This is a genomic window from Nonomuraea sp. NPDC049637 (assembly GCF_040675235.1).
Lineage (GTDB): Bacteria > Actinomycetota > Actinomycetes > Streptosporangiales > Streptosporangiaceae > Nonomuraea.
Genome location: NZ_JBFAOM010000010.1, coordinates 138,071 through 160,262, shown reverse-complemented (window position 1 = coordinate 160,262; position 22,192 = coordinate 138,071). Strand labels below are relative to the sequence as shown.

At 72.4% G+C, this 22,192-nt stretch carries 16 protein-coding genes; 6 read left to right on the top strand and 10 right to left on the bottom strand.

Going from position 1 to position 22,192, the window contains the following annotated elements:
• Window positions 1–120: 120 nt before the first annotated feature.
• Entirely contained in the window at window positions 121–3,993 is a 3,873-nt protein-coding gene (gene hrpA / locus AB0J71_RS16615) for an ATP-dependent RNA helicase HrpA (protein WP_352321568.1), read from the top strand.
• A gap of 35 nt (window positions 3,994–4,028) precedes the next feature.
• The gene (locus AB0J71_RS16610) at window positions 4,029–4,691 is read left to right on the top strand and encodes an HAD family hydrolase (protein ID WP_352321566.1); all 663 of its coding nucleotides are present in this window, start codon (window positions 4,029–4,031) and stop codon (window positions 4,689–4,691) included.
• A gap of 139 nt (window positions 4,692–4,830) precedes the next feature.
• Here AB0J71_RS16610 and AB0J71_RS16605 read toward each other — a convergent pair whose 3' ends face one another.
• The 5 genes from AB0J71_RS16605 to AB0J71_RS16585 form a co-directional block, all read right to left on the bottom strand.
• Window positions 4,831–5,127, bottom strand: a complete 297-nt coding sequence (locus AB0J71_RS16605) for a DUF5709 domain-containing protein (protein ID WP_352321564.1) — start codon at window positions 5,125–5,127, stop codon at window positions 4,831–4,833.
• A gap of 64 nt (window positions 5,128–5,191) precedes the next feature.
• Window positions 5,192–5,467: a hypothetical protein gene (locus AB0J71_RS16600; RefSeq protein WP_364414775.1), complete on the bottom strand. Its 276-nt coding sequence runs from the start codon at window positions 5,465–5,467 to the stop codon at window positions 5,192–5,194.
• Between the two features lie 24 nt (window positions 5,468–5,491).
• The gene (locus AB0J71_RS16595; protein ID WP_352321561.1) at window positions 5,492–7,078 is read right to left on the bottom strand and encodes a gamma-glutamyltransferase; all 1,587 of its coding nucleotides are present in this window, start codon (window positions 7,076–7,078) and stop codon (window positions 5,492–5,494) included.
• Between the two features lie 9 nt (window positions 7,079–7,087).
• A complete protein-coding gene (locus AB0J71_RS16590) occupies window positions 7,088–8,368 on the bottom strand; it encodes an MFS transporter (RefSeq protein ID WP_364414773.1) in 1,281 nt (426 codons plus the stop codon).
• Between the two features lie 119 nt (window positions 8,369–8,487).
• Window positions 8,488–10,221: an ABC transporter ATP-binding protein gene (locus AB0J71_RS16585; RefSeq protein ID WP_364414771.1), complete on the bottom strand. Its 1,734-nt coding sequence runs from the start codon at window positions 10,219–10,221 to the stop codon at window positions 8,488–8,490.
• A gap of 71 nt (window positions 10,222–10,292) precedes the next feature.
• On the opposite strand from AB0J71_RS16585, the gene AB0J71_RS16580 reads away from it, so the two are divergent.
• Entirely contained in the window at window positions 10,293–10,712 is a 420-nt protein-coding gene (locus AB0J71_RS16580; RefSeq protein WP_352321555.1) for a MarR family transcriptional regulator, read from the top strand.
• Between the two features lie 40 nt (window positions 10,713–10,752).
• Here the strand turns inward: AB0J71_RS16580 and AB0J71_RS16575 are convergent, their stop codons facing one another.
• Window positions 10,753–11,742, bottom strand: a complete 990-nt coding sequence (locus AB0J71_RS16575) for an amidohydrolase family protein (protein ID WP_364414769.1) — start codon at window positions 11,740–11,742, stop codon at window positions 10,753–10,755.
• Window positions 11,743–11,931: 189 nt separating this feature from the next.
• A complete protein-coding gene (locus AB0J71_RS16570) occupies window positions 11,932–13,086 on the bottom strand; it encodes a helix-turn-helix domain-containing protein (RefSeq protein WP_352321551.1) in 1,155 nt (384 codons plus the stop codon).
• Window positions 13,087–13,196: 110 nt separating this feature from the next.
• Between AB0J71_RS16570 and AB0J71_RS16565 the strand changes: the two genes are divergently transcribed.
• Together AB0J71_RS16565 and AB0J71_RS16560 are read left to right on the top strand one after the other, a co-directional pair.
• Window positions 13,197–15,308 carry a M6 family metalloprotease domain-containing protein gene (locus AB0J71_RS16565; protein ID WP_352321549.1) on the top strand — a complete coding sequence of 704 codons (2,112 nt, stop codon included), beginning with the start codon at window positions 13,197–13,199 and terminating at the stop codon, window positions 15,306–15,308.
• Between the two features lie 110 nt (window positions 15,309–15,418).
• On the top strand, window positions 15,419–17,902 hold the full coding sequence (locus AB0J71_RS16560; RefSeq protein WP_364414767.1) for a tetratricopeptide repeat protein: 2,484 nt from the start codon (window positions 15,419–15,421) through the stop codon (window positions 17,900–17,902).
• 13 nt (window positions 17,903–17,915) lie between these two features.
• Here AB0J71_RS16560 and AB0J71_RS16555 read toward each other — a convergent pair whose 3' ends face one another.
• Window positions 17,916–18,956 (bottom strand): hypothetical protein, encoded by a 1,041-nt coding sequence (locus AB0J71_RS16555; RefSeq protein ID WP_364414765.1) that lies wholly within the window; start codon window positions 18,954–18,956, stop codon window positions 17,916–17,918.
• A 73-nt stretch (window positions 18,957–19,029) separates the two neighbouring features.
• On the opposite strand from AB0J71_RS16555, the gene AB0J71_RS16550 reads away from it, so the two are divergent.
• Complete coding sequence (locus tag AB0J71_RS16550) at window positions 19,030–19,812, top strand: tyrosine-protein phosphatase (RefSeq protein WP_352321545.1); 783 nt, start codon at window positions 19,030–19,032, stop codon at window positions 19,810–19,812.
• Window positions 19,813–19,848: 36 nt separating this feature from the next.
• Here AB0J71_RS16550 and AB0J71_RS16545 read toward each other — a convergent pair whose 3' ends face one another.
• Both AB0J71_RS16545 and AB0J71_RS16540 read right to left on the bottom strand, forming a co-directional pair.
• A complete protein-coding gene (locus AB0J71_RS16545; protein ID WP_352321543.1) occupies window positions 19,849–20,889 on the bottom strand; it encodes a Gfo/Idh/MocA family oxidoreductase in 1,041 nt (346 codons plus the stop codon).
• Between the two features lie 35 nt (window positions 20,890–20,924).
• A complete protein-coding gene (locus tag AB0J71_RS16540; protein ID WP_352321542.1) occupies window positions 20,925–21,824 on the bottom strand; it encodes a PAC2 family protein in 900 nt (299 codons plus the stop codon).
• Window positions 21,825–22,192: the final 368 nt, after the last annotated feature.

The following is a 22,192-nucleotide window of genomic DNA, read 5'->3' as shown; positions in this document are numbered from 1 at the left end:
CGCGGCCGGGAGCGCGGGCGGCGGTGCCGGGCGCGATATTGGGATGCGGGAGGCGGGCCGCGTCGGGCACCATGGGCCGTTGGCTCCGGGGCCACGGGGCTCAAATATCCTGAAAGCAGTATGGGAACGCCTTCGTTGTCCTCTCCGCTCGCCGACCTCCAGTCCCGCCTGCCCGAGCTCATGCCGCGCGACCAGCGGCGGCTGCGGCGCAGGCTCGACGGCATGCGCCGGGTCCGCTCCCGCGACGCCCGGGACAAGATCGTCACCGAGATCCTCGCCGACGTCGAGCGCGCCGAGCAGCGGCTGGCGCGCCGCCGCGAGGCCGTGCCGCAGGTCCGCTACCCGGAGAACCTGCCGGTCTCCCAGCGCAAGGACGACATCCTGGCCGCCATCCGCGACCACCAGGTGGTGATCATCGCGGGCGAGACGGGCTCCGGCAAGACGACCCAGATCCCCAAGATCTGCCTTGAGCTCGGGCGCGGCGTGCGCGGGCTGATCGGCCACACCCAGCCGCGCCGCATCGCCGCCCGTACCGTCGCCGAGCGCGTCGCCGAGGAGCTCGGCACCGAGCTCGGCGAGGTCGTCGGCTACAAGGTGCGCTTCACCGACCAGGCGAGCGACCGCACGCTGGTCAAGCTGATGACCGACGGCATCCTGCTGGCCGAGCTGCAGAACGACCGCATGCTCGACCAGTACGACACCCTGATCATCGACGAGGCCCACGAGCGCAGCCTCAACATCGACTTCATCCTCGGCTACCTCAAACAGCTCCTTCCGCAGCGCCCCGACCTCAAGGTCGTCATCACCAGCGCCACCATCGATCCCGAGCGCTTCTCCCGCCACTTCGGCGACGCGCCGATCATCGAGGTCTCCGGCCGCACCTACCCGGTCGAGGTCCGCTACCGCCCGCTGGCGGAGGACGACGACCAGACCGGCGGCATCGTCGACGCCTGCCGTGAGCTGGTCACCGAGGGCCCCGGCGACATCCTGGTCTTCCTGTCCGGCGAGCGGGAGATCCGCGACGCCGCCGACGCCCTGTCCAAGGCCGACTTCCGCAACACCGAGATCCTGCCGCTCTACGCCCGGCTCAGCGCCGCCGAGCAGCACCGCGTCTTCCAGCGTCACACTGGCCGCCGGATCGTGCTGGCCACCAACGTGGCCGAGACCTCGCTGACCGTGCCCGGCATCAAATACGTGGTCGATCCGGGTTTCGCCCGCATCTCCCGCTACAGCCACCGCACCAAGGTGCAGCGCCTGCCCATCGAGCCCATCTCGCAGGCCAGCGCCAACCAGCGCAAGGGCCGCTCGGGCCGCACCTCCGACGGCATCTGCATCCGGCTCTACGAGGAGGAGGACTTCCTCTCCCGGCCGGAGTTCACCGACCCGGAGATCCTGCGCACCAACCTGGCCTCGGTCATCCTGCAGATGACCTCGATCGGGCTGGGCGACATCGAGGCGTTCCCGTTCGTCGAGCCGCCCGACCGCAGGCAGGTCAAGGACGGCGTCAACCTGCTCCACGAGCTCGGCGCGTTCGACGCCCAGGGCAAGCTCACCGGAATCGGCCGCAAGCTGGCGAGCCTGCCGGTCGACCCGCGTCTCGGCCGCATGGTGCTGGAGGCCGAGAAGAACGGCTGCCTGCGCGAGGTCATGGTGATCGCCGCCGCCCTGTCCATCCAGGACCCGCGCGAGCGGCCGTCGGACAAGCAGCAGCAGGCCGACGAGAAGCACCGGCGCTTCGCCGACCCCGACTCTGACTTCCTGACCTACCTCAACCTGTGGAACTACCTGCGCGACAAGCAGAAGGAGCTGTCCTCCAGCGCCTTCCGGCGGTTGTGCAAGGCCGAGTTCCTCAACTACCTGCGGGTCCGCGAGTGGCAGGACATCTACAGCCAGGTCCGCCAGGCGCTCGGCGCCCAGCCCGGCAGCGCGCCCGCCGACCCCTACCAGGTGCACGTGTCGCTGCTGGTCGGGCTGCTGTCGCACATCGGCGTCAAAGACGTCATGGACAAGCAGCGCGCCGCCGACGGGCGGCGGCCGATGCAGGAGTACATCGGCGCGCGCAACGCCCGCTTCGCGATCTTCCCCGGCTCGGCCCTGGCCAAGAAGCAGCCGCAGTGGGTGATGTCGGCCGAGCTGGTCGAGACCTCGCGGCTGTGGGCCCGGGTCAACGCCAAGATCGAGCCCGACTGGGTCGAGCCGCTCGCCCAGCACCTGGTCAAGCGCACCTACTCCGAGCCCCACTGGGAGAAGAACCAGGGCGCGGTGATCGCCCTGGAGAAGGTCACCCTGTACGGCGTGCCGCTCGTGGTCGGCCGCAAGGTCAACTACGGCCGCATCGACCCCGACCTGTCGCGCGAGCTGTTCATCCGGCACGCCCTGGTCGAGGGCGACTGGGACACCCACCACCGCTTCCTCAAGGACAACCGGCGGCTGCTCGAAGAGGTCGAGGAGCTGGAGAACCGGGCCCGCCGCCGCGACATCCTGGTCGACGAGGAGGTCCTGTACGACTTCTACGACCAGCGCGTCCCGGCCGACGTCGTCTCGGCCAGGCACTTCGACTCCTGGTGGAAGAAGGCCGGGAAGGAGCAGCCGGAGCTGCTCACGTTCTCGCCGGAGATGCTGGTCAACGAGGGCGCCGACATCAGCGCCCGCGACTATCCCGACACCTGGAAGCAGCTCGGTCAGCGGATGAAGCTGACCTACCAGTTCGAGCCGGGCGCCAACGCCGACGGCGTCACCGTCCACGTGCCGTTGCAGGTGCTCAACCAGGTCAACTCCGACGGCTTCGACTGGCAGATCCCGGGCCTGCGCGAAGACCTGATCACCGCGCTGATCCGGTCGCTGCCCAAACACCTGCGCCGCAACTTCGTGCCCGCCCCCAACTACGCCAGGCAGGTGCTGGCCGGGGTCAGGCAGGGCGGCGAGCCGCTGCTGGAGGCCGTGGAGCGGGAGCTGCTGCGGCTCACCGGCGTCCGGGTGCCGCGCGAGGCCTGGCAGCTCGACCAGGTGCCCGACCACCTGCGCATCACCTATCGGGTGATCGACGAGCGCAAGCGCACGGTGGCCGAGGACAAAGACCTCGACGCGCTCAAGCGCCGGCTCGCGCCGCGCCTGCGCAAGACCCTGTCGGAGGCCGGCGACGACCTGGAGCGCACGGGCCTGCGCACCTGGAGCTTCGGCACCCTGCCCAAGGTGTTCGAGCAGGGCCGGATGAAGGGCTACCCGGCGCTCGTCGACGCGGGCGAGTCGGTCTCCGTCAAGATCTTCGAGACGGCCGCCGAGCAGCGCCGCGCCCACTGGCCCGGCACCCGCCGGCTGCTGCTGCTCAACGTCACCAACCCGGCCAGGTCGCTGCTCGGCGGCCTGTCCAACCAGGCCAAGCTGGCGCTGTCGCGCAGCCCCCACGGCGGCGCCGTCGCGCTGTTCGACGACGTCGTCAACGCGGCCGTCGACAAGCTGATGCTCGACCTCGGCGGCCCCGCCTGGGACCCGGCCGCGTTCGACCGCCTCTACCAGCACGTCCGGGCCGAGCTGCACGACACGGCGGCCGACGTGCTGGCCAAGGTCGAGCAGATCCTGAGCGTCTGGCACGCCATCGGCACCCGCCTCGACGGCCTGCGCGCGAGCGCCTCCACCGACGACGTGCGCGAGCAGCTGGGCAAGCTGGTCTTCAAGGGCTTCGTCACCGCCACCGGCAGCCGCCGCCTGCCCGACGTCCTGCGTTACCTGCGGGCCATCGAGCGGCGTCTCACCAAGCTCCCGGAGGAGCCCTGGCGGGACGAGGAGTGGATGGACCGCGTGCACAAGATCGAGGACGATTACCACGACCTGCTGGCGAGCCTGCACCCGGCCCGCCGGGGCGACCCCGACGTGACGGAGATCCGCTGGATGATCGAGGAGCTGCGGGTCAGCTTCTTCGCCCAGACCCTCGGCACCCCCACGCCGGTGTCGGAGAAGCGCATCGCCAAGGCGATGGAGAAGCTGCGGCCCTGAACCTCGGGGCGGCACACGGACGTACAGGGGGAGTGATGGTCAAGGCCGTCAAGGCCGTCGTGCTCGACGTCGGCGAGACGCTGATCGACGAGACGCGCATCTGGTCGCGCTGGGCCGAGCGGCTGGGGGTGAGCAGGTTCGTGCTCATGGGCGTGCTCGGCGGCATGGCGGCGCTCGACCGCTCCCACCGGGAGGCCTTCCAGCTCGTCCGGCCCGGTCTCGACGTGGAGGCGGAGATGGCCGCCTGGGAGCGCGACGACCCGGCCGGGCTGCGCAACCACTTCGACGGCGACGACCTCTACCCCGACGTCCGGGAGGCCCTGGCGGCGCTGCGCGCGGCAGGGTTCCAGGTGATCATCGCCGGCAACCAGCCCAGCCGGGCCTTCGACGCCCTGGTGGCGATGGACCTGCCGGTCGACTCGGTGCACACCTCCGAGGGCTGGGGGTTGTCCAAGCCCGCCCCCGAGTTCTTCGCCAAGGTGGCCTCGGTGGCCGGTCGCGAGCCGGGGGAGATCCTCTACGTCGGCGACCGGCTCGACAACGACGTGCTGCCCGCCGCCCGTGCGGGCATGCGCACGGCGTTGCTGCGCCGCGGCCCCTGGGGTTTCCTGCACGCCGAGCGCCCGCAGGCGAAGGCCGCCGACATGATCGTCGACGACCTGCACGCCCTGCTGCCCGCCCTGCGCCGGCTCACCTGAGGCCCACGGGGATGATCCGGATCAGGTGAGCCGCGCTGCGCCCGTGCGGGTCAGGTGAGCCGCGCGCGGCTTCTGCGGGTCAGGTGAGCCGCGCGTGGGCTTCTGCGGGTCAGATGAGCCGCGCGCGGGCTGCCGCGGGTCAGGTGAGGTCCTCGTCGGGGTCGATGCGCAGGGCGCGCTCCTCGGCCGACAGGTCCTCCCGGTCCGCGTCCCAGTCCACGCCGATGGCCTCGTCCTCGGTGTCGGGGTGGGCGCCCTCGTCGGGCTCGGTCAGGCGGTGCTCCTCGCGCGGGGCGCGGCGCGGGCGGTCGGGCAACTCCTGGCGCAGCCGCTCGTCGAGCGTGGCCTCGTGCTGGGGGTCGTCCTCTTTGACCTCGTGGTGCAGGCCGAGGTCGTCGGTCCACTCCCTGACCTCGATGTCCTGCTCGTCGGCCATGCCGAATCGGTCTGGAGGTAGTTCGCTCATACTGCGCCCTCTACCCACCGTACGGACCGGAATCCTACGACTTGGCCCGGCTTAGGGCCTCCTGTAGCTCATCCTTGTCCATCTGGGACCGTCCGAGGATGTCGGCCTCCTTGGCCTGCTCGTACAGCTCCGCCTTCGTGGGCCCGGCCGCGCCGCCGCCCTTCAGGGCCCGCAGCTCCTCCTCCCGGCGCTGCAGGAACGCCTTGCCCAGCTCGCGCAGCTCGGCCTCCTTGTGCTCCTCGACGCCGTGGTGGGCGTCCAGGCCGGGGTAGACGCGGTCCTCCTCGGCGCGGGCGTGCGCCGTCAGCAAGAGCGCGCAGCTCGGCCCGCCCGGTCAACGTCCGATCGCGGCGCCGACCAGGGAGCGGGGGTCGGCGGCGCCGGCCAGCATGCCGTCGGGGCGCACGTCGATGAGGTGGGCGTGGCCGAAGGAGCCGCCGTACGGCAGCGTGCGCACCGGGTGGCCGAGCACGGTCAGGCCGTCGGCCCAGGTCGTGCCCTCCTCCAGGTCGAGCACGGCGTCGTCGGGGGCGTCCCAGGTGTCGAAGCCGTTGCCGCCGCCCAGCCGCCAGCGCGGCGCGGCGAGCGCCTGGCCGGGCTCCTCGCCGTGGCGCAGCAGGCGGGTGATGATCTGGGCCAGGATCTGCGGCTGGGCGTCGCCGCCCATCGTGCCCACGACCGTGCGCAGCCCGCCGCCGGGACGGGTGATCAGCGCGGGGGCCAGGGTGTGCGGCGGACGGCGGCCGGGGCCGTACTCGGCCGGGTGGCCGGGACGCAGCGAGAAACCGATGCCGCGGTTGTGGAGGTTGATCCCGGTACGCGGCTCGAAGAGCATGCCGCCGAACCCCGACGCGTTCGACTGGATCAGCGACACCCCCATGCCGTCGCCGTCGACCGCACACAGGTACGTCGTGTCACCGTCGGCGGACGGCGCCCGCAGACGGCTGCGCCTGACCGGGTCGACCAGGGCCCGGCGGCGGGCGATCTCGCCGGGGTCGAGCAGGTCCTTGGCGTCTTCGTGCAGCAGGTCGAGCCGGTCGTGCCCGGCGGCCCTGGCGGCCTCCGACAGCAGGTGGGCCCAGGCCGGATGGCGCGGCGAGCCGGGCAGGTCGAGCCCGTCGAGGACGGCCAGGGACATCAGCAGCAGGTAGCCCTGGGAGTTGGGCGGCATCGACCACACGTCGTGGCCGAAGGCGCGCACCCGCAGCGGCTCGACCCAGTCCGCGCCGGGGACGGCCAGGTCGGCGGCGGTGTACTCGCCCGCGCCGAGCTCGATCAGGCCCTGCCCGAACTCGCCGAGGTAGAAGCCGTCGCGGCCGCCGTCGGCCACCGCCTGGAGCGCGCGGGCCACGCCCGGACGGGTGACGCGATCGCCGGCCCGGCGTACGGAGGCGAAGTCGCCGCCGCCCGGCCGCGCGGCCGCCGTACGGGCGCCCGGGACCAGTAGCGGCGAGGCGGGGAAGCCGTCGCGGGCCAGCGCGATCGCGGGCCGCAGCAGCTCGGCCATGGGCAGGCGGCCGTGCCTGGCGTGCAGGGCGAGCCACCCGTCGACGCAGCCGGGCACCGGCACGGACCGGATGTCGTGCAGGTGCGGCATGCGGGTGTGCCCCTCGGCGCGCAGCCGGGCGGGGTCGGCGCCGGACCCGGCGCGGCCGGAGGCGTTGAGCGCGGTCACCGTGCCGGGAACTGTGCCGGTGACTGTGTCGGCGACTGTGCCGGTGGCCGTGCCGTCGTGGACGAGCGCGAACAGGTCTCCGCCGAGCCCGCACATGTGCGGCGCGACCACGGCGAGCACGGCGTTGGCCGCGATCGCCGCGTCGGCCGCCGAACCGCCGCGGTCCAGCGCGCCCACCCCGGCGGCCGAGGCCAGGTGGTCGACGGTGCAGACCATGCCGTTCGGGGCGTATCTGGTGTTGTGCACGTGAAGAGACTAAGCCCGTTCCGGGGCCAGACGGTGCTCCAGACGGCGCTCCAGGCGCGGCCGGAAGGCCGCCTGACGGACGGTCCGGCCGGACAGGCGGGCCAGCACGAGCGCCGCGAGCAGCGTCGCGGCCACGCACGACACGCCGCCGATGCCCAGCGACAGGCGCGGCCCGAACGCGTCGCTCAGCCACCCGAGCAGCGGCCCGCCGATCGCGCCCGCCCCCGCGCTCACCATGCCCAGCGCGGCGATGACCCGCCCGCGCATCGCGTCGGGGCTGTCGAGCTGCGCCCGCGCCGAGACCGTGGTGTCGATGATCACCGCGCCCGCCGCGATCGGCAACATCATCGTGGCGAACGTCCCCAGAGCGGGCATCAGGCCGCTCAGCGTCTGCGCGACCCCGGTCAGGAACGCGGTGATCAGCAGTAGCCGGATCGTCAGGTGCGGCCGGGCGGCGGCCAGGAAGCCGCCCACGACCGTGCCGGCGGCGAACACGCTGGACAGCAGGCCGTACCCGGCGGCGCCGGCCGCCAGCGGGCCCGCGCTCATGGCGGCCATGGTGACCTGGTAGTTGCGGCCGAGGCTGCCCAGCACGAGCGAGAGCGCCAGCATCACGAGCAGCCAGGGGGTGCGCAGCACGTACCGCAGGCCGGCCGCGACCGCGCCGGGCTGCCGCTCGGAGCCGGCGAGCCGGTGGAACTCGGCGCGCCGCATGAGCGCGACGGCCGCGATCACGACGAAGAAGGTGGCCGCATTGAGCAGGAAGAGCCCGCCGTTACCGGTCAACGGCAGCAGCACGCCGGCCAGGCTCATGCCGAGGATGCGTCCTGTCGAGTTCAGGATCGAGCCGAGCGCCATGGCGTTGGGCAGGTCGGCCGGCGGCACCACCTCGGCCCCGAACCGTCCGAGCGCGGGCCCGCCGAGCGCGGAGACCACGCCGCCCGCCAGCGCCACCGCGTAGATCGGCACGACGGAGTCGCCGCCGGAGAAGGCGATCACCGCCAGGACGGCGGCCAGCGCGGCCTGCGCGAGCTGCGCGGCGACGACGACGGGCCGGGTGGGCAGCCGGTCGGCCAGCGCCCCGCCCCACATGCCCAGCAGCAACGTCGGCAGCGCCTGCATCACCAGGCTGAGCCCCACGCTGGTGGCCGACCCCGTCATGGTGAGGATCAGCCAGTTCACCCCCAGGACCTGCATCCAGGTGCCGGTGACGGACACGATGTCGGCTCCCGCCCAGAGCCGGTAGTTGTGGTGGCGCAGGGCGCGGAAGGTGGAGGAGCGCGGTGGCAAGACTGGTCCTAGCCTCGGTACGGGGAAACGCGGGAGTCAACGCGCGGCACGATCGCGACGATTCCGATTTGCCCGAAATGTGAGGTAAGACACGGTTAAAATAGGTTTAGCGTGAAAAATTAGACCAGTTCGAGCGGGCGGTCCCTGTCCACCAGGGCCGCGTAGTGGCCGCCGAGCGCCATCAGCTCGTCGTGGGTGCCGCGCTCGACGACCTTCCCGTGGTCGAGCACGACGATCTGGTCCGCGTCGCGGACGGTCGACAGGCGGTGGGCGATCGTGATCGTCGTCCGCCCCTGCGCCAGCGTGTCCAGGGCTTCCTGGACGGCTCGCTCGGTCTGGGTGTCGAGGGCGCTGGTGGCCTCGTCGAGGATCAGCACCGGCGGGTTGCGCAGCAGCGTGCGGGCGATGGCCAGGCGCTGCTTCTCGCCGCCGGAGAACCGGTAGCCGCGCTCGCCCACCATCGTGTCGTAGCCGTCGGGCAGCGAGGCGATGTGGTCGTGGATGCGCGCGGCCCGCGCCGCCGCCTCCAGCTCCTCGTCGGTGGCCGCCGGACGGGCGAAGCGCAGGTTGTCCGCGATCGAGGCGTGGAACAGGTACGTCTCCTGCGAGACCACCCCGACCACCTCGCTCAGCGTCTCGAACGTCAGGTCGCGCACGTCCACGCCGTCGATGGTGACCCGGCCGCCGGTCACGTCGTACAGGCGGGGGAGCAGGTAGCTGAGGGTGGTCTTGCCCGAGCCGGTCTCGCCCACGACGGCCAGCGTCGTGCCCGCGGGGACGGTGACGTCGACGGCGTGCAGGGTGCGCTCGTCCTCGTAGGCGAAGTCGACGCGCTCGAAGCGCACCTCGCCGCGTACCCGGTCGAGGGTGCGGGTGCCGGGGTGGATGTCCACCGACAGGTCCAGGTACTCGAAGATGCGGCCGAACAGCGCCAGCGAGCTCTGCACCTCGACGCCCAGCCGCAGCAGCGACACGGTCGGCCGGAACAGGCTCGACTGCAGCGTGGTGAAGGCCACGAGGGTGCCGACGGAGATGATGCCGGTGTAGCCGACGGCCCAGTAGATCAGGGCGGGCATCGCGGCCATGATGATCTGGATCGACGACTGCCGCCAGCGTCCGGCCATGCTCGTCCGTACGCCGAGCTCGGCCAGCTCGTCGGAGGCGCGGCCGAACCGGTCGGTCAGCTCGGCGGAGCGGCCCATCGTCCGGCCCAGCAGGACGCCGCTGATCGACAGCGACTCCTGGACCATCGAGGAGATCACGGCGAGCTTGCGCTGCCGTTCGTTGGTGATGCGCTTGCGCTCGGCGCCGACCTTCCTGCTGATCCACACGAACACCGGCAGCAGCAGCAGCGAGATGACCGTCAGCCGCCAGTCGAGGGCGAGCATCGCCACGATCGTGGCGATCACGGTGGTGAGGTTGGAGATGATCGAGGTCGCGGTCGAGGTGACGACCGACTGCATGCCGCCGATGTCGTTGGCGATGCGCGACTGCACCTCGCCCGTCTTGGTGCGGGTGAAGAAGGCCAGCGACATGCGCTGGAGGTGGGAGTAGACCGAGATGCGCAGGTCGTGCATCACCCGCTGGCCCACGGTGGTGGAGATGAGCGTCTGCAGCACGTCGAACACGCTCGTGGTGACCGCGACCGCGATCATGCCGAGCGCCAGCAGCGTGAGCAGCAGCGCGTCGCGGGACGGGATCGCCACGTCCAGCACCTCGCGCAGCAGGAACGGCGAGGCCAGCCCGACCAGGGACGACAGCAGGATGAACGCGCCCACCAGGACCAGCCGGCCGCGGTAGGGGGTGAAGAGTCCGATGATGCGCCGCAGCGGCGCGCGTGGTTCGTCGGCCAATAGGAGGCCTCCTTTCGGATGTCCACTCAAACAGAGGTTAACTCATAATTGTTCCGGCTAAAATCGTCGGTATGGGAGAGAAGGAGCTCGCGGAGCTCTTGCACCTGGTCAGCAGGCGTCTGCGGCACGGATACGTGCACCGGCTGGTGCCGCTCGGGCTCAATCCGGGGCAGGCGCGGGCGTTGCGCGTGCTGGGCGAGGCCGGCCGGCCGCTGCGGATGGTGCAACTGGCCGACGAGCTGCGGATCGTCCCGCGCTCGCTGACGCCCGTCGTGGACGCGCTGGAGGAGGCCGGGCTGGTGCGCAGGGAGGTCGATCCGGCCAACCGCCGCTCGACGCTCGTCGTGATCACGGACGCGGGCCGGGCCATGGCCGAGCGGGCCAGGGACGCGCGCAGGGAGGCCGGCGAGGGCCTGTTCGCGGTGCTGTCCCAGGAGCAGCGCGACCAGCTCAGGGATCTGCTCGGCGCGGTGGACGGCCAGTTCCGGTGACCACGCCGTCGATGACCGTGCTCGGGGAAGGGCGGCCGGTTCAGGTGAGCGCGCCGCCGATGACCGTGGCCAGACAGGGCGGCTGGGTCATCAGGGCCGAGTACGGGTAGTGTCCGCGGGCGTCGAAGACGGCGAAGTCGGCCCGGCTGCCCGGCCCGAGCGAGCCGATCCGGCCCGGCCCGGCGTCCAGGCCCAGTGCCCGCGCCCCGCCCAGCGTCGCGGCCTCGACCAGGCGGCGGTCCAGCCCCCGCACCCGCAGTCCCAGCTCCCTGGCCCGTCGCCGGACCCCGGCCGCGAGCCCGAGCAGGTCACCGGCCGGGGCGAGGCCGTCCAGGGGGCGGCTGCCCAGGGCGAGGGGGTTGCCCTCCTCCAGGAGGGTCAGCACGTCGGCGGCCTGCTCCTGTCCCGGCGGGCAGATCGCGACCACGCTGCGGCGCAGGCGCAGCAGCTTGCGCTCGCCGGGGTCGAGCGGCCGGGCGCAGGCCACGTGGCAGTGGGGGCCGAGCGCGCCGGCCTCGTCCAGGGCCATGGGGGAGTGCCGGTCCAGCCCGGCCAGCAGCCGCAGGCCGAACGTCCTGGCCAGCACGGCGACGTCCTCCAGCACCTGCGGGTCGCGGGTCCGGGCCGCGATGCCGACCGGGCACGGCCGGTCCACCTCGCGCAGGGCCGTGATCAGTGCGTCCCGGTCGTGCTCCTCCCACTCCCGCTCGCCGGCGCTGGACGCCTCGACGTACGAGACGCCGGGAACGCCCGCGACATCGGCGGGGTCGGCCACCACGGCGGCCCGCGTGGTGACTCCGGGGCTGACTCCGGGGCCGACGCCGGGGCCCGGCGGCGGCGGCGCGCAGCAGGCGTCCACCAGCCCGGCCACGATCATGCCCGGCCAGCGGACCTCCTCCGCGACGCGGAAGCGGGACAGCAACTCGGCCCGCGAGCCCACCTGGAGCACCCGCCCGCCCCTGATCACCACCGTCCCGTCGCGCACGGGCTCGGCGCAGACCGGCAGCACCAGCGGAGCGGAGTGCGCCACGACCGGCGAGGGCGCACGCCTGCCCGGAAACGGCCCCGAAACCGACCCCGAAACCGACCCGCGAACCGGCCCCGAAGCCCGTCCCGCACCCGGACCTGGAACCCGCGCAGCACGCTTCGCACCCGCCATCGGCGCTCCCGTCGGATTTGCCCTTTTGGCATTAAACGCGAGCGGCGGCGGCGAAGGCAATCAGTCGCCGCGGGCGTCCCGGGGCTGGTAGCGGCCGGACAGCCGGGCCAGTTTCAGGCCGAGGTGCAGGGCCAGCCGCTCGCCGCCGTCCTTGAGGTCCGTACGCGCCAGCTCCTCCACCCGCTGCAGCCGGTAGTACAGCGAGGTGCGGTGCAGCCGCAGCGCCCGGGACGTCGCCACCGCGCTGCCCGCCAGGTCCAGGTACGTCTCCAGCGTCTCCAGCAGCGGCAGGTACTGCTCGTCGGCCAGCAGCCCGTCGAGCCCGGGATGCACCTCCTGGTCCGCGAGCTGGGTGAGCATCCGGTAGACGCCGAGCCGGGCCCACTCGGCCGACCGCCCGAGCCCCGGCACCCGCGCAGTCACCTCCGCCGCGTGCCGGGCCTCCGCGTACGACCCGGCCGCCTCCGCCAGTTCCAGCCGGGTACGCCCGACCCCCACCACCACGGGCACCGGCATGGCCGCGTGCAACTCGTCGGGCGGGACCGGAGGCCCGGCGGTGAGCAGCACGGCGTGGTCGTAGCGCACCAGGTGCAGCGGGTGGTGGCCGCTGAGCCGCCGGCGCAGCGCCAGCAGCCCCTGTTCGAGTGCCAGGCGCAGCCCCTCGTCGGGCTCGGCCGAGCGGGGCCGGGCCACCAGCACGGTCACCGGCTGGCCCTGCGGGAACGCGCCCGCCTCGATGAGCTGCCTGGCCGCGTCCCGCTCGCCGCGCAGCAGCCCGGTGACCGCCTCCAGCTCCCGGTGGGAGGCCAGCCCGGTCGCCAGGCTCTCGTGGAACAGCGCGAGCGCCAGCCCGGGGACGGCCGCCGCCGCCTCGGCCACCTTCTCGTCGGACATGGCCGGTCCGGCGTCGATGAACCACAGGAAGCCGAGCAGGCCGTCGGCGTGCCGCAACGGGACGCACACGCGCGGCAGCAGCCCGAGGTGCGGCGCGCCGGCCGTGCGCAGCGGGGCCTGCGCCTCGTGCACGCCGGCCGCCCGCAGCCACTCGCGCACCTCCGGGGTGGTGTGCCGGCGCAGGATGGAGTCGCGGCGGATGTCGTCCATGGCACCGTTCTGCTCGCTGTAGGCGATCACGCGCTGCACGCGGTCCTCCAGCAGCAGGGGACGCCCGAGGCGCACGGCGAGGTCGTCCACGATCCGCTGGAGATCCGCCACTGCTCCACCTAGGTCACGCTGGACATTTCGACAAATGTCGGAAGGGTTGCTACACGTCTTCCCTACAGCTGATCGGTGATCTCCGTCAATAACGTCTATACCGTCAATCCGTGAATGCCCCGAAGAAGCTGCTGAAGGGTTTGCTGGCGGCCATCGTGCTGTTCCCGGTGAGCCTGATGGCGACCCCTGCTTCCGCAGCACCCCCCACCGTCGATCCCGAGTACCCCTGGCGGCAGAACCACTGGCCGCAGACCCAGCCCTGGCAGCAGGACGAATCGGCCGACGCCCAGACGTTGCGCGCCCGTCCTCCCGGCGGCCTCACGCCTCTCGACCCGCAGAACTGGGAGAACCCCGACCACATGACGTGGGCGGACTACAAGAAGCCCCCGGGCACCAACTGGAACGACCCGGCCGTCAAGGGCTCCAAGCGCACCTTCAAGGGCGCGCTGGTGCTGCTCGACTACCCCAACCAGGCGTTCGTCGTCACCCAGCCCAAGGGCTCGACGATCTACGCCAACCCGAGCGCCGAGGCCCATGACGTCCCGCGCGACCAGGTGGCCAAGTTCTACCAGGACTTCCTCAACACCCCGAACACCCTCAACAAGGGCCACACCATCCACGAGTACTGGATGGAGGACTCCGGCGGCCGGTACGGCGTCGAGCTGACCGGGTTCGGCCCGTACACGATGCCGGGCAAGGACCACGAGTACGCGCTGGAGCCCGGCTTCAACGGCACCTCGGGCTGCCCGGCGGGCGACACCTGCAACAAGAACCTGCGCACCGACGGCCACAACGCCTGGATCAACGCCGTCGGCGAGGACGTCGCCAAGCAGTACGACTTCGTCTTCTACCTCAGCGCCGGCCAGGACGAGTCGTCCACCTGGCAGGAGTTCGGGATGATGAAGTTCCCGACCAAGGAGGACGTGCCCGACGAGTGGGGCCCGCCCGACCCGGCCCTGCCCAACTGGCTGAAGACGCGCTACGTCGAGTGGTCCTCCTGGCAGGCGGCCTCCAACTTCTGGCCCAACGCCAACATCGGCGTCGACTCCGTCCAGGCCGAGAGCTCCGGCATGGCGGTCTACGCCCACGAGTTCAGCCACATCCTCGGCGTGCTGGACAACTACAACAACCCGTACGGGGTGCCGCCGGTCCGGGCGTACACCGGCGTCTGGGAGATGCTCAGCCGCGGCAGCTTCAACGGCCCCGGCGGGCCGCACTCCCGCTGGCTGATCCCGCCCACGGCGGGCGCGTCCATGGGCGCCCAGCACATGCTGCGCAACAAGCTCAAGCTCGGCATGGTGGACGAGCAGAACGTCCTGCGCCTGTCGCGTGAGGCGCTCGACGAGTCCGGCCTGGTCACGGCCAAGATCCTGGCCCGCGCCGTGCGGCCGGGGCAGGACGACCTGTCGGGCGTCAACATCTCCTTCGACGCCCCCGGCGACAAGAGCACCTGCTCGGCGACCGACCCGCTGTGCGACCGCGGCGGCTACCAGAACTACACGGTCGAGGTCGTGGACCGGATGGGCTCCGACTCCTTCACCCCCGACTCCGGCGTGCTGCTGGCCAAGACCAAGAACGAGGACCGGGCGCCGTTCGAGTGGGTGATCGACGCCAACCCGCAGGACATCGGCATGACCGACTACGTGATGCCCGACGGGACCAAGGTGCCGATCACCGTCGGCGACTACCGCCAGCTCTCCGACGCCCTCTTCCACGCCGGGACCGACTCCGGCAGCGAGTACGAGTACGTGGACCAGGCCAACCGCCTGCACTTCTACGTCACCGACCTCAAGCGCAACCGGAACGGCGAGCTGTCCTACACCGTCGCCATCCGGTCGCTGGACGGCTCGGGCCCGCAGAAGCGCGGCGTGCGGGTGCTGCCCGCGGCCGGCGTCCCCACCGGCAAGAACGTCTCCACCTGCACGTTCCCGGTGTTCAACACCGGCAAGGCGGCCCCCGCCCAGGGGCAGCACCCCGAGGACGTCAGCGCCTACCTCAACTCCGACGTCTACCGGGTCAAGGCCGAGGTGCAGGGCAAGGGCTGGACCGCCCAGGTGCCCAACGCCCTGGCCTCCGTCGCCTTCGGCAAGCAGGCGCCGGTGACGGTCAACGCGGTGCGCGCGCCCGGCGGCGACCGTCTGGCCCGGGTCAAGCTCACCGCCGTCTCGGAGAGCGACCCGACCAAGACCGCCACGGCCACCTGTCACGTGATCGGCCTTTAGCGGAACGATGGGGCACGGCTGGCGCTCGCCGTGCCCCATCGGCTTGAATCACCCCCGGAAGGGGGTGTTCGGTGCCGGGAAACTTACCGGACAAACCGCGACGTAAGCGGGTGACGTGGGCGGCGCCCGTCTCGGCGGGGCTCGCGGCCGCCGCCGCCAGTGTGCTGGCCGCCTCGCTGGAGTGGGACATCCCGCCCACCGCCAAGATCGGCGTGACGCTCGCGGCGGCGCTGCTCGTCGGCGTCACCACGTGGGCCACCACCGAGGCCACGCCCCGGCGGCGCGCCGCGCCCGCGCCCGAGCCCGGCGTGCGGCCGCCCGACCAGTGGCCGCCCGTGCCCGAGCACTTCACCGGGCGCGCCGACTCCCTCGCCACCCTGCGCGAGATCTTCGCCGCCCGCCGGAAGTCCTCCGACCTGTCCCCGCCCCTGGTCGTCTCCGTGTACGGCCGCGGCGGCGTCGGCAAATCGGCGCTGATGACCCGGTTCGGGCAGGAGGTCGCCGACTGGTTCCCCGACGGCCGGCTGCACGCCGACCTGCGCGGCGGCGTCGACGCCCCGGTACGCCCCGAGGAGGTGCTGATCGGCTTCCTGCGCGGCCTGGGCGTGCGCCTGGCCACCGACCCCGGCGGCCTCGACGAGCTGCGCACCCTCTGGCTGACCTGGACCAAGGGCCGCAAGATCCTCATCGGCCTGGACAACGCCCACGACGCCGCCCAGGTCAAACCGCTGATCCCGGCCGAGCCGGGCTGCGCGGTGCTGGTCACCTCGCGCTCCCCGCTGTTCCTGGACGGCACCCACGACACCCGGCTCGGCGTGTTCACCGAGGCGCAAGGCGTGGAGCTGCTGGCCCGGCTGGCCGGCGGCGCGCGGGTGGTGGACGACCTGGAGTCGGCCAAGGAGATCGTCCGGCTCTGCGACCACCTGCCGCTGGCGATCAACATCTGCGGCGGCCGGCTGGCCACCCGCGAGCAGTGGACCCTGCGCGAGATGGCCGGGCGGCTGAGCGACGAGCGCCGCCGTCTCGACCAGCTTGAGGTGGCGCAGGGTGTGGACAAGAGCGTGCGGGCCTCGGTGCAGCTCAGCTACGACGACTGCACCGGCATCCAGCGCCGCCTGCTGCGCCTGCTCAGCGCGCTGCCCGCGCCCGACGTGCCCGGCTGGGTGGCCGGCGAGCTGCTCGACATCTCCGGCCTGGACGGCGCCGACCAGCTCGAAGCGCTGATCGACGCCCAGCTCGCCGAGTGCTCCGGCACCGACCAGACCGGCGCGATGCGCTACCGCCTGCACGACCTGGTCCGGGTGTTCGGCGCCGAGCTGGCCGGCCAGGACGAGGAGGAGCGCCGCAGGGCCGCCGTCGAGCGCGTCCTGCACGGTTACCGCCGCCGGGCCGAGGAGGCCGCCCAGAACCGCTGGCCGCAGGACTGGAGCAAGGGCGGCCGGCGCGCCGACGCCGAGGGCCAGCTCGGGGCGGGCGACTGGCTCAACGCCGAGCGGCTGTCGCTGCTCGCCATGATCAACCTGGCCGCGCAGCTCCGCCTCTGGGAGCTGACCTGGGGGCTGGCCAGGGCGTTCTGCTCGTTGTGCCACTCGCTGCGGGCCTACTGGGCCGACTGGGCGGACGTCGCCGACATCGGCTGCGAGGCGGGCCGGCGTACCGGTGACCGGCGCGCGCTGGCCATCGCGCTGCTGAACAGCGCGATCGTGCGCGGCGGCATGGGCCTGCGCGAGCGCGCTCTGCGCGAGGCCGAGCAGGCGCTGGAGATCTTCGGCGACCTCGGCGAGACCTGGTGGGCGGCGCGGGCCATGCGCACGGTCGGCATGACCCTGATCAGCGGCGGGCACCTCGACCGCGCCCAGGACTACCTGATCGGGGCGATCACCGCGTTCAAGGGCGAGGACGACCTGTGGTGGATGGCCCGCACCCAGCGCAACCTGGCCGAGATGCGCATGGCGGAACGCCGTCCCGAGGAGGCCCGCGACCTGCTCGAAGACGCCCTGGAGATCTTCCAGCGGGCGGGCAACCGCTACTCCGAGGCCCAGACCCTGCGCGTCTACGGCGAGGTGCTGGCCGCCCAGGCGCGCGGCGAGCGCCGGGCCGGCGACCACCGGGCCTCCGACGCCCTGTTCGTCAGGGCCGGGTTCAGTCTCGACCGGGCGGCCGAGATGTTCCGGCAGCGCGGCGAGCTGTGGGAGGAGGCCCGCTGCCTGCGCGCCGCGGGCGAGGTGGGCGATCCGGCGGGCGGGCTGCGCGAGCTGGAGTACGTCCGGCGGGCCGAGGAGATCCTGGTGGCGCTCGGCGACTCGTGGGGGGTGGCGCGCACCGCGGTGTCGGCCGGGCGCGCGCTGGCCCGGCTGGGCCGGATCGAGGAGTCCGAGCACGAGCTGCGCCGCGCCGTACGCGGCTTCCAGGAGCTGGAGGACCGCTGGTGGATGGCCAGGAGCCTGCGCTACCTCGGCGAGGCGCACCTCGACGCGGGCGGGCCGGACGCGGCGGTCGGGCCCCTGGAGCAGGCCAGGGAGATCTACCGCAGCCTGGGGAACGAGGCGGGCATGCGCCGCACCCTGGAGCTCCTGCGGCAGGCCCGGCCCTGACCGTCCGCGGGGGTCAGGAGTCGCGCAAGGGATGCCACTGCGGGCCGGTCGCGCCGCGCTCGTGCCGGTCGTGCGGGCCGGTCGCGCCGCGCTCGTGCCGGTCACGCGGGCCGGTCGCGCCGCGGGCGCCGCGGTCGTGCCCGCCGGTGCGGGGGCCGAGCGCGCCGGTGCCGTAGGCGTCGCTGAAGGGGCTTCTCAGCAGCTCGCCCGCCGCCTGCCTGGCCTGCAGCACGCTCTCCTCGAACAGCTTGCGCACGTGGGCCGCCTGGTCGGACAGCTCCCTGATGCGCTCGTGCGCCAGCTCGTCCCGTACGGTGTCGGCGAGGAGCTGCTGGTACTCGGGGGTCTTGGCGGCCAGCGCCTCCAGGCGTCGGTGCGCGTGGTACACCTTGTCGGCCTTGAGCACCTGCTTGGCGTACTTCTCCAGATGGCGTACGCGGTGCGAGAGCGAGGTCCAGGCGGCGTCGAGGGCGCTGGTGTACGGCTTGAAGGCGTCCTCCATGCCCGGCGGCAGCTCGCGCGGGATGAGCCTGCCCTGCTCGGCGTGCATCGACGACAGCCGCCGCAGCCGGTGGGCGATCTGCCAGACCTCCTCGGGCAGCGACACCTGGTTCTCCACCGAGTCGATCAGACCGGCCTTGTGCACCTTGGAGTTGAGCACGGCCGTGGCCGCGTCCTGGGCGCGGCGCAGCAGCACCTGGCAGGGATGGTCGAGGTCCTCGGGCAGCACGTAGCGGTCGGCGTGGGTGGTGGCGAGACGTAGCCGTCGTTTGACGATCCGGTGGGAGCTGTCCAGCGCCATCCACCGGATCAGGGCGATCAGCCCCATGCCGAGCCCGGCCACGAAGACGGCCTCGGGCTCGCCGGTCACGATCAGGACCATCACCAGCAGGGCCGGAAGCGCGAAGAGCAGGGCGGGGCTGAAACTGGGATCCATCCGCCTGCCGGAACGGGCCATGTGAAGGATGTGCGGGCTCGACCGCAATTCGACCGAGACGTCCGGGGGCAGCGATGGATCGATCACCAGCCGGGGAGGCAGCGCGCGTGGATCCATACGTTCATGCTGCGTTATGAACTAGGAATCTGCTCATGATTGGCCGACATATAAGGTCGAAGTAATGGATGAGATGACAAGATGGATCGATCTGGAAGGCGCCGTCAACGTACGTGACCTGGGCGAACTTCCCACCCGTGACGGCGGGCTCACCCGCCGCGGCCGGATCTTCCGAGCCGACAACCTGCAGGGCCTCACCCCGGCGGACGTGTCGCTCCTGGTGGGCGAGCTGAACCTGCGCCACGTCGTGGACCTGCGCTCGACCGCCGAGGTCAACCTGGAGGGCCCCGGCCCGCTCACCCGGGCGCCGGAGGTGACCCACCACCACCTGACGCTGTTCGCCGAGGGCGGCAGGCACACCGACGTCGAGGCCGACTCCATCGACGGCGACCGCGTGCTGCCCTGGCAGGAACGGGAGGTCGACGAGGAGCTGCGCGTGACCGGCTTCTACTTCGGCTACCTGCGCGACCGTCCGGACGCCGTCGTGGCGGCCCTGCGCGCCATGGCCCTCGACGACGGCGCCGCGCTGGTGCACTGCGCGGCGGGCAAGGACCGCACCGGCGTGCTCTCGGCGCTGGCGCTGGAGGTCGCCGGGGCCACCCGCGAGGCCATCGTGCAGGACTACGTGGCCACGGGCGAGCGCCTGGAGCTGATACTCAAGCGCCTGCGCGCCAGCGACACCTACCGGGACGACCTCGACTCCCGCCCGGCCGACGACCACCGGCCCCGGGCCCGCTACATCGAGCAGTTCCTCAAGGTGCTGGACGACCGCTTCGGCGGCCCGATGGGCTGGCTGCGCGGCCACGGCTGGACCGACGCCGACGACGCCGCCCTGCGCGCCCGCCTGCGCGACTGATCAGCCCAGCTGCCAGCCCAGCTGCCAGCCCAGCCGTCAACCCAGGTGGACGACCATGCGCTGGGCGGCCGACAGGCGGGCGGCCTCGATGACGGCCAGCGTGTCGATCGAGCCGCGCGGGTCCACCGGCGGCGGCGCGCCCTCGCGCAGGGCGCGTTCCACCCCGCGGTAGAAGTCCAGGTACGCGCCCGGCTCGGTGGGAACGGGCCGGGCGTCGTCGTCGGTGCCGAGCAGGCCCCAGCGGCTCTCCTCGTCCGCGCCGAAACCGGGGGAGTCCGGGGTCAGGCCCGCCCGCAGGCGCTCCTCCTGCACGTCCATGCCGTGCTTGACGTACGCGGCCGCCGAGCCCAGCACCCGCAGCCGCGGCCCGAGCCGGGCCGCCACCGAGCTGGCCCACAGGTGGGAACGCACCCCGCCCGCGTGCCGCAGCGCGATGAACGTGTCGTCGTCGGAGGCCACGCCCTGCCGCCGGACATCGCTCTCGCAGTAGACCTCGTGCGCCGGGCCGAACAGCTGCAGCGCCTGGTCGACCAGGTGGCTGCCCAGGTCGTAGAGCAGGCCGCCGATCTCCTCCGCGCCGCCGGTCTCCCGCCAGCCGCCCTTGGGCACCGGCCGCCAGCGCTCGAACCGCGACTCGTAGCGCAGGACCTCGCCGAGCCGCCCCTCGGCGATCAGCCGCCGCACGGTGAGGAAGTCGCCGTCCCAGCGCCGGTTCTGGAACACGGTCAGCATGACGCCGGCCTGCTCGGCCAGCCGCACCAGCTCGCGGGCCTCCTCGGCGGTACGGGCGACCGGTTTGTCCACGACGACGGGCAGGCCCTCGGCGAGCGCGGCGGCGGCCATGCTCACGTGCGTGCGGTTGGGGGAGGCGACCACCACGAGGTCGCTGTGCTCCCACAGCTCACGCACGTCCGGCACGCCGGCCGCGCCGTACCGGTGGGCCACCTCGGCCTGCCGCTCCGGATTGCGCGTCACGACCGCGGACAGGCGCAGGCCCGGAGTGGCGTGGACGAGCGGCGCGTGGAAGTACGCCCCCGCGGTGCCGTATCCGATCAGGCCGACCCGGATCTCGCTCATCCGCCCAGGTTAGCCGGTACGGCCCGGCCCGCCCGTCACTCGTCGTCGCGTTCGGCCAGGAAACGTTCGAACTGGGCGGCCAGCTCGTCGCCGGTGGGCATCGGGGTCGTCTCGGCCATCAGGTTCTGCCGCTCCGCGCCGCCCGCGAACGCGTCGTACTGCTGCTCCAGCCCGCTGATGGCGGTCGACAGCTCCGAGGACGCCTGGATCTGCTCCTCGATCTCCGCCGTCGTACGGTGGGCCGCGTCGCGCAGCGCCTCCATCGGGAACACCAGGCCGGTGCCCCGCGTCACCGCCTCCAGCCCGGTCACCGCCGCCGTCGGGTACTCCGCCTGCGACAGGTAGTGCGGCACGTGCACCGCGTACCCGACCGCGTCGTGCCCCTGCGCGCCCAGCCGCAGCTCCAGCAGCGCGGCCGCGCTCCCCGGGACCTGGACGCGGCCGAAGGCGCTGGTCTGGGAGTTGATCAGCTCGGGGCGGCTGGCGTGCATGGTGATGCCCAGCGGACGCGTGTGCGGCACCGCCATCGGGATGCCGTGCAGCGTGACGATCTTGCTCACCTTCAGCCGTTCCAGCAACTCTCCCACCGCGCGGGTGAACAGCTCCCATTCCCGGTCCGGCTCCGGGCCGCTCATCAACAGGAACGGCGTGCCCGTGGCGTCATGGGCGACATGGACGGCGAGCTCGGGGCTCTCACACTCGACCCAGCGGTCGGTGTCGAAGGTCATGATGGGCCGCCGGGACCGGTAGTCGAGCAACCGGTCCACGTCGAACGTCGCCACGACCCGGTGCTCCAGCTCGGCCAGCAGGTGGCCCAGCGCGAGGCGTCCGGCGCCGCCCGCGTCGACGAAACCGTCGAAGTGGTACAGCAACACCGGATCAGTCAGCTCGGGCGCGTCGTCTGCGAGCCTGTAGAGATCCTTCGGGTCGAACACGGTTGGACAGCCTTTCCCTAGGTACTCTTCCCCAGAACCTATGGCGAGTCGGATCGATTCCGCGCAAGGCACCCTATCGAGGCACAATCCGGCATCCGGTCGGAGGTGGGGGTCCGCCCTGGCCGGCGCGGCGGGTCCAGGATGTCGCCCGCCGGCTCCGGAGGCTGCCGTTCCGGTCAATCTCGCCATCAGCAAAGGTGACATTTTGCTGATGGTGATGGCCGATCATGGTGGCGTGGAGTCCGGTGAATGATCGTCGCGTCTGGATCCGGGTCCGGCCGCGTCCGGGGCCGTGGGCGTGGGTCGTTTTCCGGGGGCGGGTTCACGCGGGAGTCGGCCGTGGTCAGAGCGCTGCCGGTGACGGAAGC

Bases quoted from the DNA above. Each gene is read 5' to 3' on its own strand.
- hrpA (WP_352321568.1), top strand. From the start codon at position 121: ATGGGAACGCCTTCGTTGTCCTCTCCGCTCGCCGACCTCCAGTCCCGC.
- AB0J71_RS16610 (WP_352321566.1), top strand. From the start codon at position 4,029: ATGGTCAAGGCCGTCAAGGCCGTCGTGCTCGACGTCGGCGAGACGCTG.
- AB0J71_RS16605 (WP_352321564.1), bottom strand. From the start codon at position 5,127: ATGGCCGACGAGCAGGACATCGAGGTCAGGGAGTGGACCGACGACCTC.
- AB0J71_RS16580 (WP_352321555.1), top strand. From the start codon at position 10,293: ATGGGAGAGAAGGAGCTCGCGGAGCTCTTGCACCTGGTCAGCAGGCGT.
- AB0J71_RS16555 (WP_364414765.1), bottom strand. From the start codon at position 18,956: ATGGATCCACGCGCGCTGCCTCCCCGGCTGGTGATCGATCCATCGCTG.
- AB0J71_RS16550 (WP_352321545.1), top strand. From the start codon at position 19,030: ATGACAAGATGGATCGATCTGGAAGGCGCCGTCAACGTACGTGACCTG.
- AB0J71_RS16545 (WP_352321543.1), bottom strand. From the start codon at position 20,889: ATGAGCGAGATCCGGGTCGGCCTGATCGGATACGGCACCGCGGGGGCG.